The organism is Anabaena sphaerica FACHB-251, assembly GCF_014696825.1.
GTDB lineage: Bacteria > Cyanobacteriota > Cyanobacteriia > Cyanobacteriales > Nostocaceae > RDYJ01.
In genome coordinates this window covers 113,481-128,941 of the sequence record NZ_JACJQU010000008.1, presented here as the reverse complement: position 1 = coordinate 128,941, position 15,461 = coordinate 113,481, and the positions used below count along the sequence as shown (strand labels likewise).

Annotated in this window: 8 protein-coding genes and 1 pseudogene; 5 read left to right on the top strand and 4 right to left on the bottom strand. The window is 40.0% G+C overall.

The genetic code is table 11. The annotated features are described in order from the left end of the window. Positions 1-16: 16 nt before the first annotated feature. Positions 17-3,547 (bottom strand): methionine synthase, encoded by a 3,531-nt coding sequence (gene metH, locus H6G06_RS15245; protein ID WP_190561560.1) that lies wholly within the window; start codon positions 3,545-3,547, stop codon positions 17-19. Positions 3,548-3,644: 97 nt separating this feature from the next. On the opposite strand from metH, the gene H6G06_RS15240 reads away from it, so the two are divergent. Next, positions 3,645-4,082, top strand: a complete 438-nt coding sequence (locus H6G06_RS15240) for a type II toxin-antitoxin system Phd/YefM family antitoxin (protein WP_190561558.1) — start codon at positions 3,645-3,647, stop codon at positions 4,080-4,082. Positions 4,083-4,125: 43 nt separating this feature from the next. Further along, the gene (locus H6G06_RS15235) at positions 4,126-5,031 is read left to right on the top strand and encodes a peptidoglycan recognition protein family protein (RefSeq protein WP_190561556.1); all 906 of its coding nucleotides are present in this window, start codon (positions 4,126-4,128) and stop codon (positions 5,029-5,031) included. 375 nt (positions 5,032-5,406) lie between these two features. Here H6G06_RS15235 and ribBA read toward each other — a convergent pair whose 3' ends face one another. Continuing rightward, the gene (ribBA, locus tag H6G06_RS15230; protein ID WP_190561554.1) at positions 5,407-7,080 is read right to left on the bottom strand and encodes a bifunctional 3,4-dihydroxy-2-butanone-4-phosphate synthase/GTP cyclohydrolase II; all 1,674 of its coding nucleotides are present in this window, start codon (positions 7,078-7,080) and stop codon (positions 5,407-5,409) included. 616 nt (positions 7,081-7,696) lie between these two features. Between ribBA and argC the strand changes: the two genes are divergently transcribed. Beyond that, positions 7,697-8,755 carry an N-acetyl-gamma-glutamyl-phosphate reductase gene (argC, locus tag H6G06_RS15225; RefSeq protein WP_190561552.1) on the top strand — a complete coding sequence of 353 codons (1,059 nt, stop codon included), beginning with the start codon at positions 7,697-7,699 and terminating at the stop codon, positions 8,753-8,755. A gap of 103 nt (positions 8,756-8,858) precedes the next feature. Here argC and eno read toward each other — a convergent pair whose 3' ends face one another. Both eno and H6G06_RS15215 read right to left on the bottom strand, forming a co-directional pair. Then, positions 8,859-10,148: a phosphopyruvate hydratase gene (gene eno / locus H6G06_RS15220; protein WP_190561550.1), complete on the bottom strand. Its 1,290-nt coding sequence runs from the start codon at positions 10,146-10,148 to the stop codon at positions 8,859-8,861. Between the two features lie 1,223 nt (positions 10,149-11,371). Beyond that, a pseudogene (locus tag H6G06_RS15215) lies at positions 11,372-11,950 on the bottom strand (Uma2 family endonuclease). A 152-nt stretch (positions 11,951-12,102) separates the two neighbouring features. On the opposite strand from H6G06_RS15215, the gene gloA reads away from it, so the two are divergent. Continuing rightward, complete coding sequence (gene gloA / locus H6G06_RS15210) at positions 12,103-12,537, top strand: lactoylglutathione lyase (RefSeq protein ID WP_190561549.1); 435 nt, start codon at positions 12,103-12,105, stop codon at positions 12,535-12,537. 192 nt (positions 12,538-12,729) lie between these two features. Then, positions 12,730-15,414, top strand: a complete 2,685-nt coding sequence (clpB, locus tag H6G06_RS15205) for an ATP-dependent chaperone ClpB (RefSeq protein WP_190561547.1) — start codon at positions 12,730-12,732, stop codon at positions 15,412-15,414. Positions 15,415-15,461: the final 47 nt, after the last annotated feature.

Below are 15,461 nucleotides of genomic sequence, written 5' to 3'. Positions count from 1 at the left end.
GGAGGGGGTGAAAAGGTTAAGCAGTGAAATACTTAGCTACAGGGTGATAAGTAATAATCGCCGTTGTAGACTGTTCAGGATATAATTGCTCACTTTCATCCATATACATCTTCATCCTATCAGTTCCCAACAACTCCAACTGCTTAAACTGATCTTGAATATTCGGACAAGCAGGATAGCCGAAACTATACCGAGAACCTTGATAACGCTGTGCCAACATATCCCGAATATTATCCGGTTCAGCATCACCAAAACCTAGCTCCCGGCGGATTCTAGCGTGAGTCCATTCTGCTAAAGCCTCCGCAACCTGTACCGCCATACCATGAAAATACAGATAATCAGTGTATTGGTTATTAGCAAATAACTTTTGCGCGAACTCCGTTGCAACTTCCCCGACAGTCACCGCTTGCATGGGGAAAACATCAATTATTCCCGAATCCTTCGGTGCAAAGAAATCTGCAATACACAATCTTCTTCCAGAACGTTGACGGGGAAACTCAAAACTAGCAATCTGTTGTGATTGATTTTCCACATCATATATATGTAGAGAATTTCCCTCAGACTGACAAGGGAAATACCCATAAATCACTTGAGGATGCAATAAATTCTCCTCAATAATTCGCTGCTTCCAATCTTCCAAAACTGGGTAAACCTTCTCAGCTAAAAACGCTTGATATTCCTCTTTAGATTGTTCCTTTGGTTTGCGGAATTGCCATTGTCCAACAATCAAAGCTTGCAAATCCAAATACCAGAATAATTCCTCCAAAGAAATCTCATCAGGTTGTAAAAACTGTGTTCCCCAGAAAGGTGGTTGGGGACGTTCAATATTTACCTCTACCGCTTCTGAACGACGGGTATCTATTTCTTTTGGTTCAGCAGCAACTTTCTCTTTAACAGTATTATCTACTGTTTTGTGATGACCATTTGTTGATTCTTCAGATTCTCCTAATTCATCCAAAAATCCCTGCAAATCATCCCAATTACCCGCAGATTTTGCAGGCATTAACTTATCCATGAAATGCAAATCAGAAAAAGCATCCTTGCCATAAACAACCTTACCTTTGTAAGTTCCTTGGCAATCTTGATTTACAAACTTAGGAGTTAAAGCCGCACCACCTAAAATTACAGGAACAGTAATTCCCTTTTCGTTAAAAGTCTGCAAATTCTCCTTCATAAAAGCAGTAGATTTTACTAACAATCCACTCATAGCAATACAATCAGGTTTATACTGTTCGTAAGCTTGAATGATGTTTTCTACTGATTGCTTAATTCCCAGGTTAATCACCTTGTAACCATTATTTGACAAGATGATATCTACCAGGTTTTTACCAATGTCATGCACATCCCCTTTTACTGTGGCAATGACAAAAGTTCCCTTAGCATTATTACCAGATTCCGATTTTTCCATGAACGGTTCTAGATAAGCAACCGCAGCTTTCATAGTTTCCGCAGATTGTAAAACGAAAGGAAGTTGCATTTGTCCAGAACCGAACAATTCACCCACAACTTTCATCCCATCTAACAGAAAAGTATTGATGATTTCTAAAGGTGGGTATTGTTCTAAAGCCTTCGTCAATTGTGTTTCTAAACCAATACGTTCACCGTCAATAATATGGCGCTTCAAACGTTCCTCAATTGGTAAACTTTCATCAACGCCTGTGTTACGCTTGGTTTTGACTCCTGCAAAAATTGTTGTTAGTTCTCCCAAAGGATCATAAACGCAAACATTACCATCAAATTTGCGTTCATCGTAAATTAATTGCCGACAAACTTCTTGATGTTGAGGTTCAATTTTCGCAAGTGGTAAAATTTTACTCGCGCTGACAATAGCCGCATCCATTCCTGCATTCATCGCTTCATGCAAAAACATCGAGTTTAGAACCATCCGTGATGCTGGGTTTAAACCAAAGGATATATTAGATACACCCAAAATTACATGACATCCCGGCAATTCTTGACGAATGCGGCGAATTGATTCAATAGTGGCTTTGCCATTTTCCCTATCTTCTTCAATCCCTGTAGAAATAGGTAGAGCTAGAGTATCAAAAAATATCTCTGTGGGAGCAATACCATACTCTACCGCTTGACGGTAAGCACGTTGGGCAATTTGAAACTTTTTCTCTGCTGTCCGCGCCATGCCATCTTCGTCAATTGTACCAATAACGACACCAGCACCGTACTTTTTCGCTAACTCCAACACCTTCAAAAATCGCGGTTCGCCGTCTTCGTAGTTGGTGGAATTGAGTAAACACTTACCTCCAGCAACTTTTAACCCCGCTTCCATTTTTTCCCATTCGGTGGAATCGAGCATTAATGGTAAGGTTACATTATTAACAATGCGAGAAACTAACTCGTGCATATCACGCACGCCATCACGTCCCACATAGTCAACGTTAACGTCTAGGATGTGTGCGCCTTCTTTAACTTGGCTACGCGCCATTGACACCAAACCATCCCAGTCTTCGGCGTTCAGTAAGTCACGGCATTTTTTAGAACCACTGGCGTTAAGACGTTCACCAACTATCAAGAAAGAATTATCTTGATCATAAGGCTGAGTAGTATAAATTGATGCGGCTGCTGGTTCTAAACTGGGTTGTCTAACTTTCGGTTTTAACTCCTTGGCAATTTCCGCTAATTGTTGAATGTGTTCTGGCCGTGTCCCACAGCAACCCCCAATCACTTGGACACCCAAATCTTCGATAAAGTGCATTAAAGACATCCGTAATTCAACAGGTGTCAATCTGTAATGTGCTTGACCGCCAACGTTTTCCGGTAAACCCGCATTGGGAATACAAGAAACTACGAAAGGAGAATGTTCGGATAAATACTTGATGTGTGGTTTCATCAAGTCTGGGCCAGTAGCGCAGTTCAAACCGAGAATATCAATGGGATATGGTTCTAAAATGGTAACGACGGCTGCAATTTCCGTACCTACTAACATTGTCCCCATGCTTTCCATGGTGACGGAAACCATTAACGGTCTTCTTTCGCCTTTTTTGGCAAAAACTTCCTCAATGCCGTTTAATGCGGCTTTAATTTGCAGCACATCTTGGCAAGTTTCCACGAGAAATAAATCGACACCACCATCAAACAAGGCTTCTGCTTGTTCGGCGAAAGAGGCTTTCATGGTGTCAAAGTCAATATGTCCCAAGGTGGGAAGTTTGGTTGTCGGACCAATAGAACCAGCAACAAACCGAGGTTTTTCTGGTGTAGAAAATTCCGCAGCGACACTTTTAGCAAGTTCGGCGGCTTTCTTGGTGAGGTAGTAAGCTTGGTCTGCTAAGTCGTATTCTGCTAGAACTATCGACATAGCGCCAAAAGTATCTGTTTCAATGACATCAGCACCAGCTGCGAGAAAGTCACGATGAACTTTAGCGACAGCTTCCGGTTTACTATGGACTAAGTATTCGTTACAACCTTCATACTGTACGCCGCCAAAGTCCTCAGCAGTCAGGTTTTGGGTTTGGAGGTTAGTTCCCATCGCACCGTCAAAGACGATAACAGGACGTTTTGGACTATGCAAGTGTTCTAGAAAGGAATGTGCCATATTTGTTCAAGAAAATTGCGTGTAGTCTGATGATATGCGACTTAATTTATTATTCTCCAAGATTTTGATAGTTTAGACAGGTTTTCCAGAAAACAATATGTTAAGCAGTAAAGCAGAAGGTTTTATCCGCATCCAAACAGAGGTAGTCAAGAGTAAATTATTGCTCATCATCAGTGATGTGCTGTTGGAGAAACAGCGCATCGTCTTGGAAAAAGGGGAGCAAGAAGTGGCTGCTATTATCCCTGCTGATGAATTTGAACGCCTAGAGTGGTTGAGGTATGATATCAAATATGGGCAATTTCAGCTAGATGAAGAATATGATGATGAGAATGAGTGTGGTATCCCATGTATTAATATCCAGGAATTAGAATGGAATTTTGAGCAAATACTTGCTCAGGTAATGTGCAGTGATGAAATTTTTGGTTTAACTTTCCCGACAGCTTCCTTTGAAGATGACAATGAGAATTTTATACCAGGGGCAATTTTGATGAATATCAATAATTTTTGGATACCAGATTATTGGCTGAATAAGTAAAAGTTAAATTTAGTTTATTAAACATCTATCTATATTTAAAGATATGAGATTTAGAGAATGGGCGACTAGAGTAATGTTAATTTTTCTCATGATTGCGGCTCTGATTGTAGCCCTTTTTATTAGTAGTGCAAGAAAATCACCAGGTAATATCAACACATCAAACCCAGATGGTACAGTTTGGAGTCAATATCCACAGCCTTTATTGCAGTCAGAGCCGAATGCAGAGGAACAGCCGCCAAATTCACCTAAATTATCTAAATTCCTGACAATACCTAAGTTCCCTAAGTCTACTATACGAACAAATCAAATTATTACTAGATACTCTACTACTGCTGCTTTTGCTCAGTATAAACCTAGTTTAGCATCGGCAACTATCAACCCTACTAACTATGGTGAAAGATATAGCAAAGATGTTAATGGGATAGTTTTAAATAATAAACCGATTATAGTCCTTCATGAAACTACTAATTCTGCTTCTAGTGCAGTTAATTTTTTCAAAACTAATAATGCTGATGAGAATGTACAAGCAAGCTATCATACTTTAATTACACTCGATGGCACGGTGATTTATTTAGTACCACCAGATAAAAGGGCTTTTGGTGCTGCTAACTCGGTGTTTAATGGTGCTAATGGTGTGGAAACTGTGCAGACTAATCCTAATTTACCGCCATCTGTTAATAATTTTGCCTATCATGTTTCTTTAGAAACTCCTCCCGATGCTTGGGGTAAAAGTGATATCAAGGAACATAGTGGTTACACAGAAGATCAATATAATTCTTTAGCTTGGTTAATTGCTCAAAGTCAAGTTCCTGATGAGAGAATCACTACTCATCGTGCTGTAGATGTGGCTGCTGGAAAAGTTGATCCGTTAAGTTTTGAGTTTGATAGGTTTTTTAATAAATTGCATAGTTTTCGGAAGTTGAAAACTTTTAGAAATGCGAAAAATTAAAGAATAAACAATTCATTTAAATTGTTTTAGGCAAAACTTCCGATGAAGTGCAGATAATGTGATTCAATCTATAGCGATCCTATTTGAGTTGAGAACTTATCGGTGAGGGAAGGGAACAGGGAACAGGGAACAGGGAACGGGGAACAGGGTAAATAGGCAATATTTTGTAATAATGTTCAAAATTATAGCTTATTTCTTATGTATATTCAGCTTTACGAGTTTTTTTTGACTTGATTTTGCATATTAGGTACTGAAGAACCAAAACTTTTTGGGTTTTTAGGTAAGAATTCCAGGGTTTTCAGCCTAATTTCTTATAAACAAATAGCTCTAGCTGTAAAACTAGAGCTTTATCAATGTGTAGAAATTCAGGAAATCCTACTTACTAAAACTATAAATCTGTTGTGTCTCCAAGCGATCGCTCAAGGATGAAGGTAGTACATCAGCATTAAAAACTTGTCTATCCAACTGCACTTGTAAATTACTCAACGGATCACTACCAGCAGAAACTAGAAATTCCAACTTATGTACATAAGGCAAATCTAGTAAATTATCCAAAATTTGGCAAATTGCTTGTAGGTAAGGATGACCTTTCTGTTGATACCAATCAGCATCAGCAATATTTGGCTGATCAAATCCCAAATGAACAGTTAATGATGGCTGATCAAATAAAGCAATTCCTAAAGGTCGTGCTTCTTCCTGTAACAGTAAATGATTATTTTTTGCTAAATGGCGCAATTTTTCTAAACGTTCATAACGCGTTGTCACCAATTCCGGTTCATCTTCCCAGTGCAATGCTACTGTCACCAGATAAGTTTGTAACAGCATATGTCCCAACTTCTTAGCTTTCGTAGCGAGATAATAAGAGTTGTAATCATTAGCCTCGATCAACAAAGGTAGACGATCTACAACTTCCAAACCATAGCCTTTGACACCAGCAATTTTGCGGGGATTATTGGTAATCAGGCGAATTTTTTTAACACCCAAATCCATGAGAATTTGCGCCCCCATCCCATAGTCTCGCAAATCAGCAGGAAAGCCCAAACGTTCATTAGCTTCTACTGTATCAAGTCCCATATCCTGCAACGAGTAGGCTTTGAGCTTGTTAATCAAACCTATGCCCCGTCCTTCTTGGCGCAGGTAAACAACGACACCTTGACCAGCATTTTCAATCATTTTCAATGCAGCTTTCAACTGCATCCGACAATCACAGCGCAAAGACCCCAAAGCATCACCCGTTAAACATTCCGAGTGCATCCGCACCATCACAGGTTCATCTTGGAAATTTGCGGGATCGCCCTTAACAATAGCTACGTGTTCAGTATTATCTAAAGTGTGGCGGTAACCGTAAATATCAAATTGGCCAAATTGACTGGGTAGCTTGGTAACGATTTCTCGATACACTAAGCGATCATTTTGGAGACGATAACTGATCAGATCGGCAATGCTAATAATTTTTAGTTTATGGGTTTCGGCATATTTGACCAGCTGCTGCAATCGTGCCATTGAACCATCAGGATTTTGAATTTCACAAATTACCCCAGCGGGGTATAATCCTGCTAGTCGCGCTAAATCAACTGCCGCTTCTGTGTGTCCTGCCCGCTTGAGTACACCTCCAGCTTTAGCTCGAATCGGGAAAATATGACCAGGACGGCGTAAATCTTCAGGTTTTGTGGCTGGGTTGAGTGTCACCTGAATAGTACGAGCGCGGTCTTCTGCGGAGATACCTGTGCTTACACCCAAGTGCGGTCCAGCGTCAATACTGACAGTAAAAGCGGTTTGGTTAGTATCTGTAATGTTACTCACCATTAATGGTAAGTCCAGTTCATCCAGGCGATCGCCCGTCATAGCTAGACAAATCAGCCCTCTGGCTTCCACCGCCATAAAATTGATCATATCAGGGGTGGCAAATTGGGCTGCACAAATTAAATCCCCTTCATTTTCTCGATTTTCGTCGTCTACCACCACGATGACACGACCCGCTTTGAGGTCTGCCAAAGCGGCATCAATAGAGTCAAATTCAAAGGCTTGGCTATTATTAGGCTGTGACACAGAAAATTTCCAGCTACCAACGTAAATTTTTTTAACAATTTCTTATTGTAAATTGTAGCCCGTTCAGCAGTCAGCTTTTTAAAACTCTTGTCTGACAAAGATTCCAAAATTTCACATTGTGCTAATTACCCTGGCAAAATTGACGGCAGATAAACACACATAAATACTGATAAGGTTATAGATTTCATTATTTTGTGCTGTGCAGCCTTACATATAACAATCCTATTCGATTTGCAAACACCTAAAGGCTCAGATCCCCAACTTCTGAAAGAAGTCCGGGATATTTTGGTTCGTAACCCACTGATGATCGCTATAGAATTGGTAGGATATCATTGCTTTTATGAGTAAGCGAACATTTTTACCAAATTTTTGGAGTTGATAATTTTCTGTCACATAAAAAACATAATCTTTACTGAGGTTGGTTTTCCACACACTATGAGTGTGATTTTCTGGTAAAGATATTTCCCCGATATAAATTGATATGTACGCTAAAAGAGAATCTTTGCTATACAATGCAGCGAAAGTTCAATAATAATTAAGTTGTCATCAGTTGGCTAATAGCTTGATTGATGATAGCTAAGAACAAATTAACAAAAGCGGATAAGGATTTCATGTCATGGGTAATTTAAGACGCGTACCAGTTGGCATTGTTGGCGCGTCAGGTTATGGCGGAGTACAACTAGTCAGACTCCTGATGGATCATCCAGAAGTTGAACTGGTTTATTTAGGTGGTGAAAGCAGCGCCGGAAAAACATTTGCTGATCTCTATCCCCATCTGGGTAATATAGTTAACCTCAAAATTGAAGCGGTAGATCCAGAAATCATTGCTAATCGATGTGAAGTAGTATTTCTTTCTCTTCCCAACGGTTTAGCTTGTGACATTGCGCCTCAACTGATAAAAAAAGGCTGTAAGATACTGGATTTGAGCGCAGATTATAGATTCAGTGACTTGAAAACTTATACAACTTGGTATGGGACGAAAAGAAGCGATGACACCATTGCGGAAACAGCGGTTTATGGCTTACCAGAATTGTACCGCGATCGCATTGCCGAATCAAATTTGATTGGTTGTCCTGGTTGTTATCCCACAGCCAGCTTACTTGCACTTTCCCCACTTCTCAAACAAGGCTTAATTGTCCCAGAAACCGCCATCATTGACGCTAAATCTGGCACATCTGGCGGTGGTAGACAAGGAAAAATCAACCTGTTGTTAGCCGAAGCAGATAACTCTCTGGGTGCTTATAACGTCGCCCGTCACCGCCACACCCCAGAAATCGAGCAAATTTGCAGCGATTTGGCAGGACACGAAGTTACGGTTCAATTTACGCCCCATCTGATCCCAATGGTACGGGGGATTTTAGCAACCGTTTACGCCAACCTCAGAGATCCTGGTTTAGTGCGTGATGATTTAATTACAATTTACACAGCATTTTACCGTAATTCCCCTTGGGTAAAAATCTGTAATAGTGGCACTTACCCCCAAACCAAATGGGCGTGCGGTAGTAATGTTTGCTATATCGGGATAGAAGTTGACCCTCGCACACGCCGCGTCATCGTCATGTCAGCCATTGACAACCTGATTAAAGGTCAAGCAGGACAAGCGATTCAATGTATGAACATCATGATGGACTGGGATGAAACCTTGGGATTGCCCAAAGTCGGATTTTATCCATAAGAAGGGAACAGGGAACAGGGAACAGGGAACAGAAGGCAAAAGGCAAGAGGCAAAAGTTAATATTCTTCCCCTGCTTTCTTCCCAGTCCCCAGTCCCCAATCACCTACTTTGGTCCTAAACCGACAGTACCAGCATAAACAGCGCGATCGCCCAATTCATGCTCAATGCGGAGTAAGCGATTGTATTTTGCTACCCGTTCACTACGACACAGAGAACCGGTTTTAATTTGACCTGCGCGAGTAGCCACAGCCAAATCAGCAATGGTTGTATCTTCAGTTTCACCAGAACGATGGCTAATTACTGAACGGAAACCGTTGCGAGTTGCTAAATCAATGGTTTCCAAAGTTTCAGTTAGTGAACCGATTTGATTCAACTTAATCAAAATCGAGTTAGCGGCTTTTTGTTCAATGCCTTTTTGTAAGCGGGTGGCGTTAGTTACAAATAAATCATCGCCTACCAACTGCACCTTAGAACCGACTTTCTGAGTTAGTAATTGCCAACTTTGCCAATCTTCCTCATGTAAACCATCTTCAATGGAAACAATGGGATATTGGTCAACCAATTGACCTAAATAATCAATAAATTCAACTGGGCTATGGGGTTTACCATCATAGACATATTGCCCATTTTTGTAAAATTCACTGGCTGCTACATCTAAAGCCAAAGCCACCTGTTCACCAGGCTTGTAACCAGCTTGTTTAATAGCAGCTACCAGCAATTCTAACGCCACTTGGTTAGATTCTAGGTTAGGTGCAAAACCACCTTCATCACCCACACCTGTTAGCAAACCTTTATCATCTAACACTTTGCTGAGAGTCGCAAATACTTCTGCACCCCAGCGCAAAGCTTCTTTGAAAGAAGGCGCACCGATGGGTACAATCATAAACTCTTGAAAATCAACGTTATTAGCTGCGTGCGCTCCACCGTTGATCACATTCATCAAGGGTACAGGGAGTAAATTCGCCAAAGGTCCGCCCAAGTAGCGATACAAAGGAATATCCAAAGCTGATGCACCTGCTTTAGCCGCTGCTAAGGAAATACCTAAAATTGCATTTGCGCCTAAATTAGATTTGTTAGGTGAACCATCTGTAGCAATCATTGTCCGGTCTAACAATTCTTGGTTGAGGACATCCAACCCTAACAATTTGGGTGCTAATATCTCATTAGCATTTTTTACCGCCGTGAGTACCCCTTTACCACCATAACGGCTTTTATCGCCATCCCGCAGTTCGTGGGCTTCAAATGTACCTGTAGAAGCACCGCTGGGAACTTGCGCTAGTCCAACCGCACCACCAGCTAAATGTACTTCGGCTTCTAGTGTGGGTCTTCCCCGTGAGTCTAGGATTTCGCGGGCTACAATTGCTTCAATGGCGGTATCTAGATATTTCGTCATTCCGGCTTTCTCCTTTGTTTCTATCGTGTTTTAGGGATAAGACTTTACAGTTTAGTCCTAACCCAATCGTTAGCATAGGCGTTTCCGAGGCAAAATCGCCTGACATTAAAGAAGATTTCCAATCGCGAAGGGTGGGACTAGGGGTTAGTGGGTAAGAAACAAAACACAGATCAAGGAGAGATGCCTATCCGCATGATAATTAATTTGTGAATCAGGATTTACAGGATTTAAGGATTTATAGGATTGTTTTTAACGATTTTATTGATTTTATCGGAATCAGGATTTGCAAGATTCAAGGATTTACAGGATTGTTTATTGGTAATTTGTAAAGACGGTTTTACCGCGCAATTTAACAACCTAAATGCACAGTTGAAAATCCTGAAAAAATTTAAATCCTGAAAATCCTTAAATCCTGGATATCCTGATTCAGGTAAAAAATGAAGAGCCTAAGAATATCTTATATCTGCCTCAATCTAAATTAACGCATCTTACTAAGGAAATGAACACCTAACACTCTCCATCAGTAAATAAATAAGTTTTAATTATTAAAAAATTTATAATTAATTACAAATTTATAAGTTACAGATTTCTTCCTTTATATTTTCTTAATAATTAATTGAGAATTATTTTTATTTATTAACGATATTGCAATACTTTCAGCGTTCTGCTATGATTTAGGAGAATTTGTAAATTCCCTTATTGTGTCTATTTTTAAGAAGTAGTTTAAAACAGCAGCTTGAAAGCCTTTATTTATAAGTATTTCATAAATCGCAGAACTGAGAATATTGCAAAAAGCAATCAAATTATCAAGAATTCCTGAGACAACTTTGACAAAATTTGATGCTGTTATTTGAAGGTTAGAAGTTAGTGACTTGACAAATAAGATAAATTATAGTAATAAAGCTGCATTAGCAGCATGAACAGATAGGAAGTAAGGATATTTGTTATTTGGTATTTTCAGTGCATGAGAAATGCGTTAGCTTACCGTATCCCTTACAGGAGCCAAAGGATATGTATTGCGCTTGTGAAGTTAACTTGTCTAAAGAGCGATCGCTACAGGTAAATATTCAATTAGTTATGATTAGCTAGAAACACAGTAAATTCAATTTCTATTTGGCTAAAGAGAAAAATCTTGTTCGTATAGATTTTTAATTGATGTTTTACTCATAGTTGCTCCTCGGTGTTTATATTCATTTTATCGAATATTTAGGCTAAAATCATACCTACCAAATTTTCCCCATATTCAAAACAAACCCCGGTAAAACAGGTTCACAATTCACAGTATCCGGATTTTCTAAACATTCCTCTATTTGTCCAGGACGATAAATATAAACTTGCCGATTTTTACGATAAATTAATAAACCTAACTGTATTCCTGGTTATTGCATATATTCATTCATCTTATCTTTTAAAGGTTGCAATTTATCAGAAGCTGACCTTAATTCAATGACAAAATCAGGACAAATAGGAGCGAACTTTTTTTGTTTTTCCGGTGTGAGTTGATTCCATCTTTCTAACTTCATCCAAGCAGCATCAGGAGAACGTACTGCACCAGTAGAAAGTTGAAAACCTGCACTGGAAGAAAAACCAATTCCCGTATCATCTTTTTCTGCCCAAACTCCTAGCTGTCCAATAATGTGAAATTCTCGATTTCCTGTTTCCGAATCGACAGGAGGCATAATTGATATTTCTCCAAATTGATTTCTCTCAATGCGTAAATCACGATTTAATTGACAAAACTCAAAAAAATGTTCATCTGTCATTGATGATGGCATTTGCAACATTAAGGGAGATGAAAGCATAATTATTGACTCTATCTAAATTGAAATCAATTATATCAGAAACGGTTGTTAAGCTAACTGAAGAAGTATCAATAAGATTCACGACTTATTAGCTAAGTTGAGTATCTGATGATGATGAGATATAAAATAGAATAATTAAACAAAAGGTGAATATGCGATTACTACACACCATGTTGCGGGTAGGGAACCTAGAAAAATCCTTGCAATTTTACTGCGATGTCCTGGGAATGAAATTACTCCGACGTAAAGATTACCCAGGGGGAGAATTTACCCTCGCTTTTGTTGGTTATGGAGAGGAAAGCGACCACACGGTGCTAGAATTAACCCATAACTGGGGCGTAGAAAAGTATGATTTGGGTACAGCCTATGGTCATATCGCACTAGGAGTAGATGACATTTACTCCACCTGTGAGGAAATTAGAAACCGTGGTGGTAAAGTAGTCAGGGAACCAGGTCCGATGAAACACGGTTCAACAGTAATCGCTTTTGTCGAAGATCCCGATGGCTATAAAGTTGAATTGATTCAATTAGCTACTCACGGTACAACAGAAGCACAACAATCCCCAGCACAACTGGTAAGTCAGTAATTCTAGTCTGAAGTATCTTATCTTGGAGTAGGGTGGGCTTTGCCCCACCAAAACTATAATCCCATTGGGCGATATTGGTGGGTGCTGCTAAATCTACCAAATTCCAGAAAATTAGGTGTTATTCTTTCCCAATCACCAATTTATAACCTAAAATCGTCAATCTTATAAAATCTAAAATCTAAAATCTTAAAGATGCAGCCTACAGATCCGAATAAATTTACTGATACAGCCTGGGAAGCAGTTATTAAATCTCAGGATATAGTCCGTGCTTATCAACAACAACAATTAGAAGTTGAACATTTAATTTTGGCGCTTTTAGAAGAATCAAGTAGCGTAGCTACAGGGGTTCTCGTTCGCGCTGAAATTGACCCTATCCGTTTGCAAGAACAGCTACAAGCTTATACCCAACGCCAGCCCAAGGTAACTAAAAGTGATCAGTTGTATCTAGGACGTAATTTAGATTTGCTGCTGGATAGAGCCGAGGAAATTCGCGGTAGAATCAAAGATGGGGAAATTTCCGAAGGGCATATTCTTTTAGCTTTTGCGGAAGATGAACGCATTGGTAGACGGATATTTAAAGGTTTAAATGTTGATATTGCTAAGTTAGAAACCGCTGTCAAAACTGTTCGCGTTACCCAAAAAGTGACTCAAAAAGTCGGAGAAGCAGAGTCTTCAGATGCACCTTATGAAGCTTTAAAACGTTTTGGGATAGATTTGACAGAACGGGCAAAAGCGGGAAAATTAGATCCTGTAATTGGCCGAGATGATGAAATTCGCCGAGTAATTCAAGTTCTATCTCGTCGTAGCAAAAATAACCCTGTTTTGATTGGTGAGCCGGGAGTGGGTAAAACTGCGATCGCAGAAGCTTTAGCTCAAAGAATGGTTAACGGTGACGTTCCCGAATCTTTGAAGAATCGTCAGTTGATATCTTTAGACATCGGTAGTTTAATTGCTGGTGCAAAATACCGTGGTGAATTTGAAGACCGTTTAAAAAATGTCCTCCGCGAAGTTACGGAATCAAACGGGCAAATAGTTCTATTCATTGATGAACTGCATACCGTAGTTGGTGCAGGTTCTAATCAACAAGGATCAATGGACGCAGGTAATTTACTTAAACCCATGTTAGCACGGGGTGAGTTGCGTTGTATTGGTGCAACCACATTAGATGAATATCGCAAATTCATTGAAAAAGATGCAGCTTTAGAACGGCGGTTTCAACAGGTATATGTAGACCAACCAACCGTAGAAAATACAATCTCGATTTTACGCGGTTTAAAAGAACGTTATGAAGTGCATCATAACGTCAAAATTTCCGATTCTGCTTTAGTAGCAGCCGCAACTTTATCAGCGCGTTATATTGCAGATCGCTTTTTACCAGATAAAGCCATTGACTTAGTAGATGAAGCCGCAGCTAAGTTAAAAATGGAGATTACCTCCAAACCTGCGGAGTTAGAAACCATTGATAGACGCTTGATGCAGCTAGAAATGGAAAAGCTGTCCTTAGCAGGAGAAGACAATAGTATTTCCCCAACTCGAGAACGATTAGAACTGATTCAGGAAGAAATTGCCACTTTAACCGTCAAACAGCAAATATTCAATGAGCAATGGCAAGGTGAAAAGCAGTTATTAGAAGCAATTAGCACTTTAAAGAAAGAAGAAGATGCGCTTAGGGTGCAGATTGAACAAGCTGAAAGAGATTATGATTTAAATAAAGCTGCTCAATTGAAGTATGGCAAATTGGAAGGAGTGCAGAGAGAACGGGAAGTTAAAGAAGCGAAACTCCTAGAAATTCAAAGCCAAGGTTCTACCATGCTGCGAGAACAAGTGACAGAAGCCGATATTGCGGAAATCGTCGCCAAATGGACTGGAATTCCTGTAAATCGTCTTTTGGAATCAGAACGGCAAAAATTACTGAAACTAGAAAGCCATTTGCATGAAAGGGTGATCGGACAAGAAGAAGCAGTTTCCGCCGTCTCTGCGGCTATTCGTCGCGCCCGTGCAGGGATGAAAGACCCCTCCCGCCCCATTGGTTCATTCTTGTTTATGGGACCAACTGGCGTGGGTAAAACAGAACTCGCTCGCGCTTTAGCTGAATTTCTCTTTGATTCTGATGATGCTTTAGTGCGGTTGGATATGTCCGAGTACATGGAAAAACACTCGGTTTCCCGGTTAGTGGGTGCGCCTCCCGGATACATCGGTTATGAAGAAGGCGGTCAACTTTCCGAAGCAATTCGCCGTCATCCCTATTCTGTTGTGCTTTTAGATGAAGTAGAAAAAGCCCATCCCGATGTGTTTAATATTCTGCTTCAGGTATTAGATGACGGTAGAGTTACTGACTCCCAAGGACGAGCAGTGGATTTTCGGAATACTGTCATAGTAATGACTAGCAACATCGGGAGTGAGCATATTTTGGATGTATCTGGTGATGACTCCAAGTATGATATGATGCGGAATAAAGTAATGGAAGGTTTAAGAAGTCACTTCCGCCCCGAATTTCTTAACCGCGTCGATGATCTCATACTTTTCCACACCCTCAGCCGTTCGGAAATGCGGCATATCATCCGTATTCAACTCAAAAGAGTCGAAAAACTCCTGCAAGAGCAAAAAATCTCCTTTGAGATATCACAAGCAGCCTGTGACCACCTTGTTGAAGCCGGATATGATCCTGTTTATGGCGCACGTCCGCTAAAAAGGTCAATTCAGCGGGAAGTCGAAAACCCCCTTGCTACCAAGTTATTAGAAAATACCTTTATTTCTGGTGACACAATTATCATTGATAAAGGTGAAAATGGTCTTACCTTCGCTAAAAAACAGTCAGTAAAAGTGTCAGTGGGGAAAAAGACTGTGAAGTTATTAGAAGCATCTTCTGATGTGTAAGTATATACAGCTTATGGGGTTGGATAGGATAATTAACCCCACAAGAT

Coding starts and splice junctions, on each gene's coding strand:
- metH (WP_190561560.1), bottom strand. CDS start 3,547: ATGGCACATTCCTTTCTAGAACACTTGCATAGTCCAAAACGTCCTGTT.
- H6G06_RS15240 (WP_190561558.1), top strand. CDS start 3,645: ATGTTAAGCAGTAAAGCAGAAGGTTTTATCCGCATCCAAACAGAGGTA.
- H6G06_RS15235 (WP_190561556.1), top strand. CDS start 4,126: ATGAGATTTAGAGAATGGGCGACTAGAGTAATGTTAATTTTTCTCATG.
- argC (WP_190561552.1), top strand. CDS start 7,697: ATGGGTAATTTAAGACGCGTACCAGTTGGCATTGTTGGCGCGTCAGGT.
- eno (WP_190561550.1), bottom strand. CDS start 10,148: ATGACGAAATATCTAGATACCGCCATTGAAGCAATTGTAGCCCGCGAA.
- gloA (WP_190561549.1), top strand. CDS start 12,103: ATGCGATTACTACACACCATGTTGCGGGTAGGGAACCTAGAAAAATCC.
- clpB (WP_190561547.1), top strand. CDS start 12,730: ATGCAGCCTACAGATCCGAATAAATTTACTGATACAGCCTGGGAAGCA.